Genomic DNA, 15,904 nt, shown 5'->3' with positions numbered 1-15,904 from the left:
TCATGCGCACCTGTGTCGTCATCCCGGTTTACAACCACGCGCAAGTCATCGGCACGGTAACCGCCGCCGTCATGGCGCACGGCTTGCACTGCATTCTGGTCGACGATGGCAGCACTGCCGACTGCGCCCGGGTTCTGGATCAACTGGCAGCAGCCACACCGCAGCTTGTCACCCTGCTGCGCCATCCGCAAAATCGCGGCAAAGGCGCGGCGGTGATCAGCGGCATGCAGCATGCGGCCGCCACCGGCTACAGCCACGCATTGCAAATCGATGCCGACGGCCAGCACGATTGCGCCGACATTCCGCGTTTTGTACAACTGGCGCAGCAACACCCGCTGGCCGTCATCGCCGGTTGCCCGATCTATGACGACAGCGTGCCGGCCTTGCGTTTTTACGCCCGCTACCTGACCCACATCTGGGTCTGGATCAATACCTTGTCGCTGGAAATCAAGGATTCGATGTGCGGCTTCCGGCTCTATCCGCTGACGCCCGTCATGCGCCTGATCAGCACGCGCAAGATCGGTGCCCATATGGATTTCGATACCGAGATTCTGGTGCGTCTGTACTGGGCCGGCTCACGCGTCATCAATTTGCCGACGCGCGTCGGCTATCCGCTCGATGGCGTATCGCACTTCCGCGCGGTGCAAGACAACCTGCTGATCACGCGCATGCATGCCGTGCTGTTTGCCGGCATGCTGCTGCGCAGCCCGCGACTGCTGGCGCGCAACCTGCGCCGCCATTGGCCGCGCCGGCAACCATGAAAGCTACCGCCGTGAAGTCAGCCAAGCCATCCTCGCACTGGGCGCAGATCAATGAAGTCAGCTTCGTGAGCGGCATGCGCATTTTGTTTTTCCTGTACCGCTGCTGTGGCCGCTGGCCGTTCCGGCTGGCCCTGTATCCGGTATTGCTGTGGTTTGTCGCCAGCAACCGCCGCGCCCGCAATGCATCGGCACAGTATCTGCAACTGGCCCGGCAACGCAATCCACAGGTGCCCACCGGCCTGCCCGGCGTGCTGCGTCATTTCGCCAGCTTTGCCGAAAGCATTCTCGACAAGATGCTGTTGTGGGGCGGTCAGTTCAAGCTGGATCAGGTCACCGTCCACGGCCATCCGCCGCTGCTGGAAAACATTGCGCAAGGCCGCGGCGGGCTGCTGATCTGTACCCATCTCGGCAATCTCGAATTGTGCCGGGTGATGTCGGGCCGCTGTCCCGGGTTGAAAATGACAGTGCTGGTGCATACCAAACATGCGCAGGCGTTCAATCGCATGCTGGCGCATCTGAATCCGGGCAGTGAACTCAATTTGCTGCAAGTGACGGAAATGTCGCCGGCCACCGCCATCATGCTGGCGGAAAAAGTGGCGCAAGGTGAATTCGTGGTGATCGCCGGTGACCGCATCCCGGTATCACCGCATCCACGTGTGGCCTGGGCCGGTTTTCTGGGCCGGCCGGCGCCGTTTCCGGTGGGCCCGTTCATTCTGGCCAGCCTGTTGCAGTGCCCGGCGTTCCTGCTGTTTTCACGTCGCACGGCGAACGGCGCCGATCTGACCTTCGAGCCATTCCGCGACAGCATCGTGCTGCCGCGCAAAAACCGCGCACGCTTGCTCGATGAACTCGCCGCCGATTATGCCGCGCGGCTGGAACATCATTGCCTGCAAGCGCCGCTGCAATGGTTCAACTTTTACGATTTCTGGGCTTTGCCCGCTACGAATGACTTGCCTGCCAATGACTAAGCCTGCCACTGCAACCGACTCCGCAACACGCACGGTCCATTTCGACCGCCAGCGCCTGACGATTGAAGATATCGTCGCCATCGCCGACGGCTCGGCCCGCGCCCGCTTGTCGGCAGATCCGGCGTTCCGCGCCCAGATTCAGCGCGGCGCCGATTTTCTGGACCGGCTGTTGCGCGAAGACGGCACCATTTATGGCGTCACCACCGGCTATGGCGACTCGTGCACGGTGACGGTGCCGCCGGAACTGGTCGCGGAATTGCCGCATCATCTGTATACCTATCACGGCTGCGGCCTCGGCGAATTGTTCACGCCGGCGCAAACACGCGCCATTCTGGCCGCCCGGCTGGCCTCGCTGAGCAAGGGTTACTCCGGCGTCAGCGTCGCCCTGCTGCAACAAATCGCGGCCTTGCTGGAACATGACCTGTTGCCGCTGATTCCCTCGGAAGGTTCGGTCGGCGCCAGCGGCGACCTGACCCCGCTGTCTTATCTGGCCGCCGTGTTGTGCGGTGAACGTGAAGTCTGGCGCGATGGCGAACGGGTAACGGCCGCCTCCGCGCTGGCCGCTGCCGGCCTGACACCGTTGCGCCTGCGGCCCAAGGAAGGACTGGCGATCATGAATGGCACTGCCGTCATGACCGCGCTGGCCTGCCTCGCCTACAGCCGCGCCGACTATCTGAGCCGCATCGCCACCCGCATCACGGCCATGGCCAGCTTTGCGCTGGATGGCAACGCCCATCATTTCGACGCCACGCTGTTTGCCGTCAAGCCGCATCCGGGCCAGCAGCAAATCGCCGCCTGGCTGCAAACCGATCTCAATTGCGATCAGCCGCTGCGCAATGAAAAGCGTCTGCAAGACCGTTACTCGATCCGCTGCGCGCCGCATGTCATCGGCGTACTGGCCGACGCCCTGCCGTGGCTGCGCAGTTCGATTGAAAATGAATTGAACAGCGCCAACGACAATCCCATCATCGATGCCGACAATGAGCGCGTGTTGCACGGCGGCCATTTCTACGGCGGCCATATTGCGTTCGCCATGGACAGCATGAAAAACGCGGTGGCCAATATCGCCGATCTGCTCGACCGTCAGATGGCTTTGCTGGTCGACAGCCGTTACAACAATGGCTTGCCGCCCAACCTGTCCGGTGCCAGCGGTCCGCGCGCCAGCATCAATCACGGGCTCAAAGCCTTGCAGATCAGCGTCTCGGCATGGACCGCCGAAGCCCTGAAACTGACCATGCCGGCCTCGGTGTTTTCGCGGTCCACCGAATGCCACAACCAGGACAAGGTCAGCATGGGCACGATTGCCGCGCGCGACTGTCTGCGTATATTGGAGTTGACGGAACAAGTGGTGGCGGCATTGCTGATCACCGTGCGCCAGGGTGTGGCCTTGCGCGCCGCGATGCAGCCGGCAGGTACCCTGGCGCAATTGCCGCAAGGCCGGCTGGCAGCGATGCAAGAAGCACTGAGCGCGCACATCCCGGCGATTGTCGAAGACCGCATGCTGGAACCGGAACTGCGCCAGTTGCTTACCAGCATTCGCACTCAAGTCTGGAGTCTGTATGAATGAACCCCTGCCGCCAACACCGGTGGCGCCGCTGTCGCTGAAGTCATCGCCGTGGAGTGCCGAAATCGCATTGCAGATCCAGTTTTACGATCTCGATCCGATGGAAATCGTGTGGCACGGACGTTATGTGGAGTATCTGGAAAACGCGCGTTGCGCGCTGTTCGACCAGATCGGCTACAACTATCCGGCGATGAAGCAGTCCGGCTATGCATGGCCGATCATCGACCTGCATTTGCGCTATGCCCATCCGGCCACGTTCGGTCAGCGCATCAAGGTGCGCGCTGCCATCGTCGAATGGGAAAACCGCCTCAAGATCGACTATCTGATCAGCGACTGCACCAGCGGTCAGCGCCTGACCCGCGCCAGCACCACGCAAGTCGCCGTCGATGCCGCCACCCATGAGATGTGTTTCGTCTCGCCGCCGATACTGCTGCAAAAGCTCGGCTTGCCGGCCACATCATGAACCGAGGTAACTCCATGCCACGCATTCTTTCCGCACTGGCGCTGAGCACCCCCCTGCTCCTCGCACTCAATCCGGCGGCACAAGCCGCAGCACCGGTGGCCGAGATCCAGGCCGCACTGAACAAACCCAAACTGATGTGCGGCCGCTTCGACCAGACCAAGCAACTGAGCGGCATCAAAAAGCCCTTGCTGTCGAACGGCCGCTTTTGTGTGGTGGCCGGCAAGGGCGTCTTGTGGCGCACGCTGCAACCGTTCCCCAACACCTTGCGCCTGACCCGCGATGAAATCGTGCAAATGCAGGGCGACCGCGTTGCCATGCGGCTCGATGCCAAACAGGAACCGGTGGTGAAGATGATCAACAGCGTCATGTTTTCGCTGCTGTCGGGCGACCTCAGCCAGCTCGACAATCTGTTCGAACTCGACGGCAGTATCAAGAACGGCAACTGGCAGGTCGCGCTCAAGGCCCGACAGCCGGCGCTGGCCAAGGCCATCGGCAATATCGCACTGGAAGGCGGCGCTTACGTCAGGAAAGTGACGATGCAAGAAGCCGGCGGCGACCATACCGAGATCGTGTTTTCTGCCATCCAGACCGGCCCATCCGCCATGACGGCCGAAGAAGGAGCCTTGTTTGACTAGTGTGTTCCATTCCGGAAACGGCAAGCGACTGGCGCTGCTGTGGCTGCTGATCGTCAGCTTGCTGGTCGGTCACAACGTCTGGCTGTGGCTCGGCAAACGCATCAGCCCCGGCACCGACATTCTGGCCTTGCTGCCAGCGTCGCAACGCGACCCGGTCTTGAATCAAGCCTTCAGCCACATGGTCGATTCCGCGCAACAGCGCGTGGTGGTGCTGGTGGGTGGTGCCAGCTGGCCTGAGGCGGTACGCGCGGCCGATGCCTATCAGGCGGTGATCGGACAACACCCGCAATTGCTGCACACCACTGCCGAAATGTCGGATCAATTGCAACGCGACTGGCTGGCCGCATTCGACCAGAGCCGGCTGTTGCTGCTGACACCGGAGCAACAGGCGAGCTTGCAATCGGCACCGCCGCAACACTGGACCGATGCCGCACTGAGCGGTTTGTATGGTGCGTTTTCCGGCCCCAAACTGGGCGCCTGGCAAGATGATCCGTTCGCACTGTTCAGCGGCTGGGTGCAAACCCGCGCCCAGGAAACACCGGTGCGGCCGCGCGACGGCAAGCTGTATGTCGAAGGCAATGGCCGCTCTTACGTGATGGTGTTGATGACGCTGCTACAACCGGCGTTTGCCATCAGCACCCAGAAGTCGGCGTTGCCGGTACTGGACGCGGCGACTGCGGCTGCGCAGCAGCAGGTACCGACAGCCAACATCATTACCGCCGGCGTGGTGCTGCATGCGGCTGCCGCCGGCAATCAGGCCGCCGGCGAAATGGCCACCATCGGCATCGGTTCGCTGGCCGGAATTTTGCTGTTGATGTGGCTCAGTTTCCGCTCGCTCAAACCGATTGCCCTGATCGCCACCTCCATTGCAGTTGGCTGTCTTGGCGCGCTGTCGGTGTGCTGGTTGCTGTTCGGTCAGATTCATTTGCTGACGCTGGTATTCGGCGCCAGCCTGATCGGCATCGCGCAGGATTACGGGATTTATTTCCTGTGCGCGCGGCTCGGCTCGCCACCGGCGCTGGATTCGCAACAATTGCTGCGCCGCCTGTTGCCGGGGCTGGCGCTGATGTTGCTGGCGGCCATCATCGGCTACATGGGACTGGCACTGACGCCGTTTCCCGGATTGCAGCAAATGGCAGTGTTTTCCGGCCTCGGCCTGTTGTTCGCGTGGCTGACCGTGATTTGCTGGTTCCCGCTGCTGGTCCGCGCTTCCTCTTTCCATACCACCGCCATCGCTGACCGTTACAGCCTGAGCCTGCGCCATTGGCCCCTGTTCGGCAAAAACCGTTTCAGTCTGGCGCTGCTGGTGCTGTTCAGCATCGGCGCCGCCGCCGGCCTGAGCCGGCTGCAAGTGAGCGACGACATCCGTTCCTTGCAGACGCCGCAAAAGAAACTGGTCGACGATCAGATGCAGTTGAGCAAATTGCTGGATGCGCCGACACCGGTGCAGTTCTATCTGGTGCGCGGCGATTCCGCCGAAATCGTCCTGCAACGCGAAGAAGCATTGAAAGCACGTCTGCTACCGCTGGTCGCACGCGGCGTCATCAGCGGCTATCAGGCAGTGTCGAATTGGGTGCCGTCGCTGCAGGCGCAGCAAGCCAACCGGCAATTGGCGGAACGCACGCTGCTGGCCGATAACGGTCCGCTGGCCAGCGTCGCCCGCAGCATCGGCGAAGATGCGCAATGGATTGCCGGCATTCAGCAGCGCCTGCGCGACAAGACCGTGCCACTGCTACCGGAGATATTCCTGCAAGCGCCGGCCGGCGAACCCTGGCGTCATCTCTGGCTGGGCAAGAGCGGCCAGCAATATGCCAGCATCGTGGCCTTGCGCGGTGTGAACGATTACCGCCAGTTATCGACACTGGCTGCCGTGGCAGCACCGCAAGACGGCGTGCAGTGGGTCGACAAAGTGGGTGACATTTCCTCGGTGCTGCAACATTACCGGGAATACATGAGCTGGGTCATCCTTGGCGCCTATGCCGCGATCTGGCTGTTGCTGACGCTGCGCTATGGCCGCAGCGCCTGGCGCATCGTGGCGCCGCCGGCAGTTGCCACCATCATCGTGTTGAGCTTGCTGGGCCTGTTCAACCTGCCGCTGCAACTGTTCCATGTCCTGGCTTGCATGCTGATCCTGGGGCTCGGCGTGGATTACGGCATTTTCCTGCAAGAACCATCGCAACGGCATCGCCGCTTTGCGTGGCTGACGGTTGGCTTGTCGGCATTGAGCGCATTGCTGTCATTCGGCCTGCTGGCACTGAGCGGCAGTCCGCCGTTGCATGCCTTCGGCCTGACCATGCTGATCGGCATGGCCACCATCTGGGTGATCGCGCCCTGTTTCAGCACCACCGAAAGCACTTATGAGCAAGCATGAACATTGTGATGTCCTGATCATCGGCGCCGGCCCCTCCGGCGCTGTGGCCGCTGCCCTGCTGCGCCAGCAGGGACGGCATGTGATCGTGGTCGAACGCGAACAGTTTCCGCGTTTCAGCATCGGCGAAAGTCTGCTGCCGCAAAGCATGGTCTTTCTGGAACAGGCCGGCATGCTGCAAGCGGTAGTCGAAGCCGGCTTTCAATTCAAGAACGGCGCCGCCTTCGTCCATGGCGAGCGTTACACCGCGTTCGATTTCCGCGACAAGCATTCGGCCGGCTGGGGTACCACCTATCAGGTGCCGCGCGCCGATTTCGATCACATTCTGGCGCGTGAAGCCGAGCGTCAGGGAGCCGACGTGCGCTACCGTGAAACCGTCAGCGCAATCACCCCGGATGCGCTGCAACCGAGCGCCATGGTGACCCGTGCCGATGGCAGCGCATATCGCATCACGGCACGCTTCCTGCTCGACGCCAGCGGTTTCGGCCGGGTCTTGCCGCGCCTGCTGGATCTGGAAATACCCTCCGGCTTTCCGCTGCGCGGCGCCATCTTCACTCACATTGCCGACGGTATCGGCAATCCCGATTTTGATCGCAATAAAATCCGCATCACGGTCCATCCGCAGCATTGCGATGTCTGGTATTGGCTGATCCCGTTTGCCGGCGGCCGCTGCTCGCTCGGCGTGGTGGCCAGCGAAGCCTTTCTGGCCGCGTATCAGGGCAGCGAAACCGAGCGCCTGCAAGCGCTGGCAGCGGAAGATCCCAGCTTGCAGCAATTGCTGCAACACGCTGCATGGGACACTCCGGCGCGCAAGATTTCCGGTTATGCCGCCAACGTCAAATCGCTGTGGGGTCCTGGTTACGCCTTGCTCGGCAATGCCGGTGAATTCCTCGACCCGGTCTTTTCCTCGGGCGTGACGATTGCGATGAAATCGGCGGTGCTGGCTGCGGCCGCACTTGAGCGCCAATTTGCCGGCGCGACGGTCGACTGGCAGCAGGATTACGCGGTGCCGCTCAAGCGCGGGGTCGATACCTTCCGCACCTTTGTCGAATCCTGGTACGCCGGCGGTTTCCAGAAAGTGATTTTCCATGATCATCAGGAACCGCAAATCCGTCGCATGATTGCCGCGATTCTGGCCGGCTATGCGTGGGACGACAGCAATCCGTATGTCAGCGAAAGCAAACGCCGCCTGACGGCACTGGAGGCAATATGCGCCTGACCTCGTTACGCCATCGCGGCTGGCTGCCGGCATGCGCATTGGCACTGACGCTGACGCTGGCGGCATGCTCCAGTCTGCCACCGGCACCCGTCCAGCCTCAGGCCCGGCTGGGCTTGCGGCTGTCGCCGGCATCGCTCGGTGAAACGCTGAGCCTGCAACAACATCTCAAGGTCGAACGCGAAGGCCGCACCGACGATCTCGATACCGCGCTCGAAATCGATGACAAGGAATTGAATCTGGTCGGCCTGGCCGTCGGCCAGCGCGTCATGACCCTGCATTACGACGGCAAGGAACTGACTACGTGGCGCCACTTCATGCTGCCGGCGCAGGTGCGCGGCGAAGACGTGCTGGAAGACATCCAGCTCACGCTGTGGCCGGTGGCGGCAATTCGCGCCGCGCTGCCGGCCGGCTGGACGCTGCAGCAAAAAGACGGCAATCGCACGCTGCTGTTGCATAATGAACCCATCATGCAAATCGACTATCCCGACCACAAGACCTGGGGCGGCACGGTAATCTTGACCAATCTGCGCTACCACTATCGTCTGACCATTCAATCTGCCGCTGCGCCATGAGCATTTATCTGAACGCACTCGGCCTGGTGTGTCCGCTGGGCCATGATCACGCCGCGATCAGCCGCCGCCTGTATGCCGGCGACAGCGGCGTGCGAGCCAGCGACCGCCACCTTGCGGGCCAGATGCTGGCGCTCGGCAGCATCACGCTGGCCGAATCCGGCTTGCCATCGGTCATGCATCTGCCGTTGCGCGATCAAAGCCGCAACAACCGGCTGGCGCTGGCCGCGCTGGAACGCATCCGGCCCGAGACCGACGCCGCCATTGCCCGCTTCGGCGCGCATCGGGTCGGCATCATTATCGGCACCAGCACCTCCGGCATCGCCGAAGGCGAAGCAGCGTTCGCCCATGCCGCGCAGCACGGCAGCTTTCCGGCGCACTTTCATTACGGCCAGCAAGAACTCGGCTCGGTGGCTGCGGCGCTGGCCCAGACGCTCGGCGTCAGCGGCCCGGCCTATGTCCACTCCAGCGCCTGTGCTTCCAGCGCCAAAGCCATGGCCAGTGCTGCCCGCCTGCTCAATATGGGCTTGTGCGACGCGGTCATCAGCGGCGGTGTCGATTCTTTGTGCGGCTTCACCATCGCCGGCTTCAGTGCACTGGAATCCGTCAGCGCCAGCCGCTGCAATCCGCTCAGCGCCAATCGCAACGGTATCAATATCGGCGAAGGTGCAGCGCTGTTTCTGATGAGCAGGCAAGAAGCCACCGTCAGCCTGCGCGGCTGGGGCGAGTCGTCCGATGCCCATCATATTTCCGCGCCGGATCCGAGCGGCACCGGTGCCCGGCTGGCGATTGAAAAAGCGCTGGCGCGCGCACAAATCAAGTCCGGCGAGATCGACTACATCAATCTGCACGGCACCGCGACACTGCAAAACGACGCCATGGAATCACAACTGATTGCCGCCCTGTTCGGCCATACGGTGGCCGTCAGCTCCACCAAACCGCTGACCGGCCATGCACTCGGTGCGGCCAGCGCGGTTGAAGCCGGTTTGTGCTGGCTGGCGATGCAGGACGACCAGGGCAACCTGCCGCCGCATCTGTGGGATGGCGTCGCCGACCCGGCGCTGCCGCCATTGCAACTGGTTGCGCCCGGCCAGCGACTGGGGCGGCCATTGCGGCTGGCGCTCAGCAATTCATTTGCCTTTGGCGGCAGCAATGCTGCGCTGGTATTCGGCCGGAGTTGAGATGACGTTGTTCAATCCTGCCGCCGCAATTCCGGCAACCGACCCCGACCGTTTCCCGCCCTTGCACACACTGGTGCCGCACGCCGCCACCATGTTGTTGCTCAAGCGCATGGTGGCGGTCGACGAAGACTGCTTGTGGGCCGAGACCGAGATCACGCCGGCCAGCCTGTTTCATGACGGCAGCGGCGTCGGCAGCTGGATCGGCATCGAATACATGGCGCAAACCATCGCCGCCTATGCCGGGTATCATGCGCAGCAGCGCGGCGATACTCCCGGGATCGGTTTTTTGCTCGGCACCCGGCGCTATGCATGCCGGACCGCGCAATTTGCGACTGGCAGCACACTGATCATCAAAGCACAAAAATTGCTGCACACAGACAACGGTTTGGGATCCTTTGCCTGTACGATACAAGACAAACAGACGCGTGAAACGCTGGCAGAAGCTACGGTAACTGTATTCCAGCCGGACAACGCGCCAGAATTTACCAGGGGAAAACACACATGAGCAAGCATGACGGTAAAACCATTCTGGTGACCGGTTCCAGCCGCGGCATCGGCAAGGCCATTGCGTTGCGCCTGGCGCGCGACGGCTTCGACATCGTGCTGCATTGCCACAGCCGGCGCGCCGCTGCCGACGACGTCGCGCAACAGGTACGCGAACTCGGTCGCGCCGCACGCGTGCTGCAATTCGATATCGCCGACCGCCAGCAGTGCGCCACCATCTTGCTGCAAGACATCGAGCAGCATGCCTGCTATTACGGCGTCGTGTGCAATGCCGGCATCGCCCGCGACAATGCCTTTCCGGCGCTGACCGGCGAAGACTGGGACAGCGTGCTGAAAACCAATCTGGATGGTTTCTACAATGTCTTGCAACCGCTCACCATGCCCATGGTGCGCCGCCGCCAGCCGGGTCGTATCGTGACGCTGGCATCGGTCTCGGGACTGGTCGGCAATCGCGGCCAGGTCAACTACAGCGCCGCCAAGGCCGGCATCATCGGCGCCACCAAGGCGCTGGCGCTGGAACTGGCCAAGCGCGACATCACCGTCAACTGCGTTGCCCCGGGCCTGATCGATACCGACATGGCGCACGATGCGCCGCTCGACGAGATCGTCAAGCTGATTCCGGCGCGCCGTGTCGGCAAGCCTGAGGAAGTGGCCGCTGCCGTCAGCTTTCTGATGGCCGATGATGCGGCCTATATCACGCGCCAGGTGATCTCGGTAAACGGAGGCCTGGCATGAACACCGCAGGCAACCACAACCGCCGCGTGGCGGTCACCGGCATGGCCGGCATCAGCCCGATCGGCAACGACTGGCACAGCGTGCAGCAGGCGCTGCGCAGTTTGCGCAATGCCGTGGTGCAGATGCCGGAGTGGGCCGAATATGACGGCTTGCATACCCGCCTCGGTGCGCCCGCCGCCGCCTTCGAACTGAGCGACCGTTACAACCGTAAAACCACCCGCAGCATGGGCCGGGTCGCGCTGCTGGCAACCCGCGCCAGCGAACTGGCGCTGGCAGATGCCGGCTTGCTGGATGATCCGCTGCTGGCCAGCGGCAAGGTCGGCATCGCCTACGGCTCATCGGCCGGCACGCCGAATGCCATCGCCGATTTCAGCATGATGTTTGCGGAAAAAAGTACCCGCAACATCAATGCCAATACCTATCTCAAAATGATGGCGCATACGGCGCCGGTCAACATGGGCGTGTTCTTCGGCGTCACCGGCCGCATCATCACCACCTCCAGTGCCTGCACTTCCGGCAGTCAAGGCATCGGCTATGCCTACGAAACCATCCGCAGCGGCCGCCAGCAAGTCATGATTGCCGGCGGTTCGGAAGAACTGTGCGCGACCGAAGCTGCGGTGTTCGATACCTTGTATGCCACCAGCGTTCGTAACGATACGCCCGACACCACACCGCGCCCGTTCGACAGCGAACGCGACGGCCTGGTATTGGGCGAAGGCGCCGGCAGCCTGATTCTGGAAGACATGGAACATGCGCTGGCGCGCGGCGCCACGATCCACGCTGAAGTGGTCGGCTTCGGCACCAACAGCGACGGTCGTCACGTCACCAATCCGAATGCCGACACCATGCGCATCGCCATGGAACTGGCGCTGGCCGATGCCGGCCTGCCGGCCAGCGCCATGGGTTACATCAATGCCCACGGCACCGGCACCCGGCAAGGCGACATCGCCGAAACCAACGCCACCGCGCAAGTATTCGGCAACCGCACCCCGATCAGTTCGCTCAAGAGTTACATGGGCCACACGCTCGGCGCCTGCGGTGCGCTGGAAGCCTGGATGAGCATCGAGATGATGCGCACCGGCTGGTTTGCGCCGACAATCAATCTGCAACAGGTCGATCCGCTGTGCGGCGAACTCGATTACCTGACCGGCGACGGTCGCGCGCTCGAATGCGACTATGTGATGTCGAACAATTTCGCTTTCGGCGGCATCAATACTTCGCTGATATTCAAGCGGCTGACTTGAGCAGCGGCTGATTCAGCGCCATGTCCACCCCGGCCAGCCAACCAGCAGTCGCCATGTCGTCCGGCGCAGCGACACTCTGGCTGGCCGATGTGCGCGACAGTCTGGCGACGAACGTGAGCAATTACGCCGATTGCCTGGCATTCCTGACACCCGATGAACGACGGCGGTACGCCGGCTTCATCCGGGCGCAGCGACAACTTGAATTTCTGGCGTCGCGACTGTTGCTGCGTCTGGCAATTTCCCGGCATTTGCAGATCGCAACCGCTGCAATTGAAGTCAGTGTCGAAGCCGATGCCGCTCCGCACCTGAGGGTGAACGGCAGCACCACAGACGTGCCATTTTTCAGTTTGTCGCACAGCAACGGCATCGTCGCTTGCGCCGTCAGTCAAACCCAGGCGCTGGGTCTCGACATCGAAACACACAATCCGCGACATGATCCGCTGGCCATCAGCCGCGCCACATTTTCACCGGCAGAACATGCCTGGCTTCTGGCGCAGAATGAAGCGGACCGCACGGCTGCGTTTTATCAGCTGTGGAACAGCAAGGAAGCGCTATACAAGCTGCAATGCATACTGCAACGACAGCCATCCGCACTCCCCGAAATGACCGGCCCTGACGGCAAGCTGCTGACTGCGGGACCACCCTGCTTTGTTTTCCCTCGCCCCCGCCCCGATATATTTGTGGCGATTTGCAGCATGCAGGCACTGTCTTGCGTGACTTGCCTCCCCCTCTTTTCCTTCCGCTCCGACCGCGACGGCAACGACATCGGGCGCTTCTTTTCCTGACGCGGTCAGGGCGCCGGCAGTGGCGTAATCGCGGCATCTGACAAAGACAAAGCCGCTGCCGTCGTCCAGCTTCGCACGCTGGTCCCGGGCATTGCCCGGCGCCAAACAATCAAATCGCTTGCCGATAAAAAAGCCTGCCGACTTCGCATTTTTACGATATCCAGACAACGCACATTCCCTTAAAGTGAGCCGCCGGTGTTGATAAAAAATCAACAAACTTCAATGACAACCATCAGGTTGCCCGCATCTACATCAAGAAAAGGAATGAGCGGAAATGCGCAATACCACTATTTCTATCGCGCTTGGAATGTTGTTCTTGCTTGCCGGGTGCGCCACCACAGAACAGTCGCGCCCCCTGGCGATTGCAGAAACGACCGCCAGCGCGACACCCTATCAGGGGATACGCACGCCAATCGCCATCGGCAAGTTCGACAACCGCTCCAGCTACATGCGCGGCTTGTTCAGCGACGGCGTTGATCGTCTCGGCGGACAGGCCAAAACCATCCTGATTACGCATTTACAGAAAACCGGCAGATTCGATGTACTGGACCGCGACAACATGGCTGAAATCGGTCAGGAAGCAAAACTCGGCCGGCAAACCCAAAACCTCAACGGCGCGGCTTATGTCGTCACCGGCGACGTCACCGGGTTCGGCCGCAAAGAGGTCGGAGACCGGCAGTTGTTCGGCATTCTGGGCCGCGGCAAATCGCAGATCGCGTATGCCAGGGTCAGTCTGAACATCGTCGATGTCGGTACTGCGCAGGTCGTCCATTCGGCACAGGGGGCCGGTGAGTACAGCCTCGCCAGCCGCGAAATAGCCGGCTTCGGCAGCACCGCCAGCTATGACGCCACGCTCAACGGCAAAGTGCTTGATCTCGCCATCCGCGAAGCCATCAACAAGCTCGTCGGCGATATTGATTCCGGCGCATGGCGCCCCCGCCGGCAGTAAACCAACAGGAGTTCATTCATGAAAAACGCGCTCACAAAGCGTTCGTCACTGATGCTGTCCATCGCATTGGTAATGCTGGCCGGCTGCGCCACACAAAAAACCATCTACCACTGGGGCGACTATCAACAGCAGGTGTATCAGCACTTTAAAACCGAAGGCAACAGTAGCGAAGAACAGATCGCCGCTCTGGAGCAAGGCATCGTGAAAGCCCGCGCCAATGGCGGTGCCATGCCACCCGGCTACCACGCCCACCTTGGCATGTTGTATGCCAGGATCGGCAAGCACGATCAGGTGGTTCAATCATTTGAAACTGAAAAGACACTGTTTCCGGAATCATCCGGCTACATCGATTTTCTGCTGAACAAATACCGGAAATAAGGAGCCGCAAAATGCCGTTTGAAAAATCATGGACCGTCGCTGCCATCTTACTGCTGACGGTGCTGGCAAGCGGTTGTGCCATCGCACCCCGGCCTTACGATTACGCTGCGTTCCGGGACGCCGATCCGCGCACCTTGCTGATCCTGCCGCCGCTCAACAGTTCGCCGGAGGTGGAGGCAACTTACGGCATGCTGTCGCAGATGAGCCATCCGCTGGCGGAGTCCGGCTACTATGTCTTACCGGTGGCGCTGGTGGACGAAACCTTCAAACAAAATGGCCTGCACACCGCCCATGACATCCATCACGTTGAGCCTCGCAAATTACGCGAGATTTTCGGTGCCGACGCTGCCTTGTATGTCGACGTCAAGGATTACGGTTCCCGCTATATGGTGGTCAGCAGCGCAACGATAGTGACTGCCGAAGCCCGGCTGGTCGATCTCAACAACGGCAAAACGCTGTGGCACGGCGCGGCCTCCGCTTCCAGCGAAGAAGGCCAGAACAATTCGGGCGGTCTTGTCGGCATGCTGGTAAGCGCAGTGATCAATCAAATCATCAACAGCGCCACCGACGCCAGCTACAGAATCGCCGGACTCACGAGTCAGCGCCTGTTGATGGCGCGCCCGCCGAACGGCATGCTGTATGGCCCGCGCTCCCCCCGCTACGGCAAAGACTGAGACGCATCCGTATCTGGCGGCAATCGGTCTGCACTATCAAATAGTTCGATGGCAAAGAATACTGATTGCCGGCCGGGGTTACAATTCGTGTCGCTTCAGAAAACTAAAACTACGCAAAACTCTGTCCTGATACCCACTATGCCAATCCCGAAAGTACTCTCTTGCAGCGCCATTCTTGCCACCGCAGTTCTGACTTCAGCTTGCATGACCACCGTTAAAATGCCAGCCAATGCGGTCAACCCGCCCCCGCTTGAAGCTTTTTCGGCATTCAACACGTTTGAATTGAAGCCGGTCAACATGCAGGACGGATGCTCCAAGCAGAGCGGCGCCGACAGTGCGTTTCAGGGTGTGCAAGGACGGCTCGGCAAGATACTGACGCCGGTGCTCACGGAGTGGAACCAGCGCAAGAAACCGGAGACGGCTACGCGCCGGCTGATCATCGAACCATTCTGTACCGATGCCAAGATGATCGGTACCGCCAAGCGCATTTTTACCGGACCGTTGTCCGGCAGCTCGGCGGTGGTGATGCGCGTGCGCTATACCGATGCAGCGTCCGGCAGAGTGGTAGCCGAACCTGAGTTCTACCAGCGCGCCTTCGCCATGGGCGGCGCCTATTCATTCGGCGGCACGGACCGCAACATGCTCACGCGCATGACGACCCTGATTACCGAATACACCCAGAACAATTACCGGATCGCCGTCGGCGGTCCTACCGGCGTCGAGGATGAAGCGCCGGCCGGAACCGCGACCACCGCGCAAAAATAAGCGCCGGCAAGTCATGACAAAGCGGCGGGGACCCGCCGCCTTTTTCTTCTCCCAAAGCTGCAAAAAAACCGACCTTCATGGTCCGAGGCACGCCCAAAGATTCTTTTTTGAGATTTTTTATGTTCGTAGGCGCGGGCAATAG

Annotated in this window: 17 protein-coding genes; all 17 read left to right on the top strand. The window is 61.3% G+C overall.

Annotation, left to right across the window (positions count from 1 at the left end; genetic code table 11):
* Nucleotides 1-2: 2 nt before the first annotated feature.
* The 17 genes from AKL27_RS22895 (at nucleotide 3) to AKL27_RS22815 (ending at nucleotide 15,762) form a co-directional block, all read left to right on the top strand.
* Entirely contained in the window at nucleotides 3-761 is a 759-nt protein-coding gene (locus AKL27_RS22895; RefSeq protein WP_050465192.1) for a glycosyltransferase family 2 protein, read from the top strand.
* Nucleotides 758-1,729 carry an LpxL/LpxP family acyltransferase gene (locus AKL27_RS22890; protein WP_050465191.1) on the top strand — a complete coding sequence of 324 codons (972 nt, stop codon included), beginning with the start codon at nucleotides 758-760 and terminating at the stop codon, nucleotides 1,727-1,729. Before AKL27_RS22895 ends, AKL27_RS22890 begins: the two co-directional genes overlap by 4 nt.
* Complete coding sequence (locus tag AKL27_RS22885) at nucleotides 1,722-3,296, top strand: HAL/PAL/TAL family ammonia-lyase (RefSeq protein ID WP_050465190.1); 1,575 nt, start codon at nucleotides 1,722-1,724, stop codon at nucleotides 3,294-3,296. Before AKL27_RS22890 ends, AKL27_RS22885 begins: the two co-directional genes overlap by 8 nt.
* The gene (locus AKL27_RS22880) at nucleotides 3,289-3,756 is read left to right on the top strand and encodes an acyl-CoA thioesterase (protein ID WP_050465189.1); all 468 of its coding nucleotides are present in this window, start codon (nucleotides 3,289-3,291) and stop codon (nucleotides 3,754-3,756) included. The genes AKL27_RS22885 and AKL27_RS22880 overlap by 8 nt, the downstream gene beginning before the upstream one ends.
* Before the next feature lie 14 nt (nucleotides 3,757-3,770).
* A complete protein-coding gene (locus tag AKL27_RS22875) occupies nucleotides 3,771-4,391 on the top strand; it encodes an outer membrane lipoprotein carrier protein LolA (RefSeq protein WP_083439229.1) in 621 nt (206 codons plus the stop codon).
* A 1-nt stretch (nucleotide 4,392) separates the two neighbouring features.
* A complete protein-coding gene (locus AKL27_RS22870) occupies nucleotides 4,393-6,762 on the top strand; it encodes an MMPL family transporter (RefSeq protein WP_050465187.1) in 2,370 nt (789 codons plus the stop codon).
* Complete coding sequence (locus AKL27_RS22865; protein WP_050465186.1) at nucleotides 6,749-7,978, top strand: NAD(P)/FAD-dependent oxidoreductase; 1,230 nt, start codon at nucleotides 6,749-6,751, stop codon at nucleotides 7,976-7,978. Before AKL27_RS22870 ends, AKL27_RS22865 begins: the two co-directional genes overlap by 14 nt.
* The gene (locus AKL27_RS22860) at nucleotides 7,969-8,550 is read left to right on the top strand and encodes a DUF3261 domain-containing protein (RefSeq protein WP_083439228.1); all 582 of its coding nucleotides are present in this window, start codon (nucleotides 7,969-7,971) and stop codon (nucleotides 8,548-8,550) included. Before AKL27_RS22865 ends, AKL27_RS22860 begins: the two co-directional genes overlap by 10 nt.
* On the top strand, nucleotides 8,547-9,728 hold the full coding sequence (locus AKL27_RS22855; RefSeq protein WP_050465185.1) for a beta-ketoacyl-ACP synthase: 1,182 nt from the start codon (nucleotides 8,547-8,549) through the stop codon (nucleotides 9,726-9,728). Before AKL27_RS22860 ends, AKL27_RS22855 begins: the two co-directional genes overlap by 4 nt.
* Nucleotide 9,729: 1 nt before the next feature.
* Entirely contained in the window at nucleotides 9,730-10,233 is a 504-nt protein-coding gene (locus AKL27_RS22850) for an ApeP family dehydratase (protein WP_050465184.1), read from the top strand.
* Entirely contained in the window at nucleotides 10,230-10,967 is a 738-nt protein-coding gene (fabG, locus tag AKL27_RS22845; RefSeq protein ID WP_050465183.1) for a 3-oxoacyl-ACP reductase FabG, read from the top strand. Before AKL27_RS22850 ends, fabG begins: the two co-directional genes overlap by 4 nt.
* The gene (locus AKL27_RS22840) at nucleotides 10,964-12,211 is read left to right on the top strand and encodes a beta-ketoacyl-ACP synthase (protein ID WP_050465182.1); all 1,248 of its coding nucleotides are present in this window, start codon (nucleotides 10,964-10,966) and stop codon (nucleotides 12,209-12,211) included. The genes fabG and AKL27_RS22840 overlap by 4 nt, the downstream gene beginning before the upstream one ends.
* Nucleotides 12,212-12,231: 20 nt before the next feature.
* The gene (locus AKL27_RS22835) at nucleotides 12,232-12,996 is read left to right on the top strand and encodes a 4'-phosphopantetheinyl transferase family protein (RefSeq protein ID WP_083439227.1); all 765 of its coding nucleotides are present in this window, start codon (nucleotides 12,232-12,234) and stop codon (nucleotides 12,994-12,996) included.
* 274 nt (nucleotides 12,997-13,270) lie between these two features.
* Nucleotides 13,271-13,945, top strand: coding sequence for a CsgG/HfaB family protein (locus AKL27_RS22830; protein WP_050465180.1), 675 nt, complete (start codon nucleotides 13,271-13,273; stop codon nucleotides 13,943-13,945).
* A gap of 18 nt (nucleotides 13,946-13,963) precedes the next feature.
* Nucleotides 13,964-14,323, top strand: coding sequence for a DUF4810 domain-containing protein (locus AKL27_RS22825; protein WP_050465179.1), 360 nt, complete (start codon nucleotides 13,964-13,966; stop codon nucleotides 14,321-14,323).
* A gap of 11 nt (nucleotides 14,324-14,334) precedes the next feature.
* Nucleotides 14,335-14,997, top strand: coding sequence for a DUF799 domain-containing protein (locus AKL27_RS22820; RefSeq protein ID WP_050465178.1), 663 nt, complete (start codon nucleotides 14,335-14,337; stop codon nucleotides 14,995-14,997).
* Nucleotides 14,998-15,201: 204 nt separating this feature from the next.
* Entirely contained in the window at nucleotides 15,202-15,762 is a 561-nt protein-coding gene (locus AKL27_RS22815) for a hypothetical protein (RefSeq protein WP_232311074.1), read from the top strand.
* Nucleotides 15,763-15,904 lie beyond the last annotated feature (142 nt).

This window comes from Herbaspirillum autotrophicum (assembly GCF_001189915.1).
Classification (GTDB): Bacteria; Pseudomonadota; Gammaproteobacteria; order Burkholderiales; family Burkholderiaceae_D; genus Herbaspirillum; species Herbaspirillum autotrophicum.
Note: the sequence above shows the minus strand (reverse complement) of the source record. Positions and strands in the feature narration are given on the sequence as shown.

Coding starts and splice junctions, on each gene's coding strand:
- AKL27_RS22895 (WP_050465192.1), top strand. CDS start 3: ATGCGCACCTGTGTCGTCATCCCGGTTTACAACCACGCGCAAGTCATC.
- AKL27_RS22890 (WP_050465191.1), top strand. CDS start 758: ATGAAAGCTACCGCCGTGAAGTCAGCCAAGCCATCCTCGCACTGGGCG.
- AKL27_RS22885 (WP_050465190.1), top strand. CDS start 1,722: ATGACTAAGCCTGCCACTGCAACCGACTCCGCAACACGCACGGTCCAT.
- AKL27_RS22880 (WP_050465189.1), top strand. CDS start 3,289: ATGAATGAACCCCTGCCGCCAACACCGGTGGCGCCGCTGTCGCTGAAG.
- AKL27_RS22875 (WP_083439229.1), top strand. CDS start 3,771: ATGCCACGCATTCTTTCCGCACTGGCGCTGAGCACCCCCCTGCTCCTC.
- AKL27_RS22865 (WP_050465186.1), top strand. CDS start 6,749: ATGAGCAAGCATGAACATTGTGATGTCCTGATCATCGGCGCCGGCCCC.
- AKL27_RS22860 (WP_083439228.1), top strand. CDS start 7,969: ATGCGCCTGACCTCGTTACGCCATCGCGGCTGGCTGCCGGCATGCGCA.
- AKL27_RS22855 (WP_050465185.1), top strand. CDS start 8,547: ATGAGCATTTATCTGAACGCACTCGGCCTGGTGTGTCCGCTGGGCCAT.
- AKL27_RS22850 (WP_050465184.1), top strand. CDS start 9,730: ATGACGTTGTTCAATCCTGCCGCCGCAATTCCGGCAACCGACCCCGAC.
- fabG (WP_050465183.1), top strand. CDS start 10,230: ATGAGCAAGCATGACGGTAAAACCATTCTGGTGACCGGTTCCAGCCGC.
- AKL27_RS22840 (WP_050465182.1), top strand. CDS start 10,964: ATGAACACCGCAGGCAACCACAACCGCCGCGTGGCGGTCACCGGCATG.
- AKL27_RS22835 (WP_083439227.1), top strand. CDS start 12,232: ATGTCCACCCCGGCCAGCCAACCAGCAGTCGCCATGTCGTCCGGCGCA.
- AKL27_RS22830 (WP_050465180.1), top strand. CDS start 13,271: ATGCGCAATACCACTATTTCTATCGCGCTTGGAATGTTGTTCTTGCTT.
- AKL27_RS22825 (WP_050465179.1), top strand. CDS start 13,964: ATGAAAAACGCGCTCACAAAGCGTTCGTCACTGATGCTGTCCATCGCA.
- AKL27_RS22820 (WP_050465178.1), top strand. CDS start 14,335: ATGCCGTTTGAAAAATCATGGACCGTCGCTGCCATCTTACTGCTGACG.
- AKL27_RS22815 (WP_232311074.1), top strand. CDS start 15,202: ATGACCACCGTTAAAATGCCAGCCAATGCGGTCAACCCGCCCCCGCTT.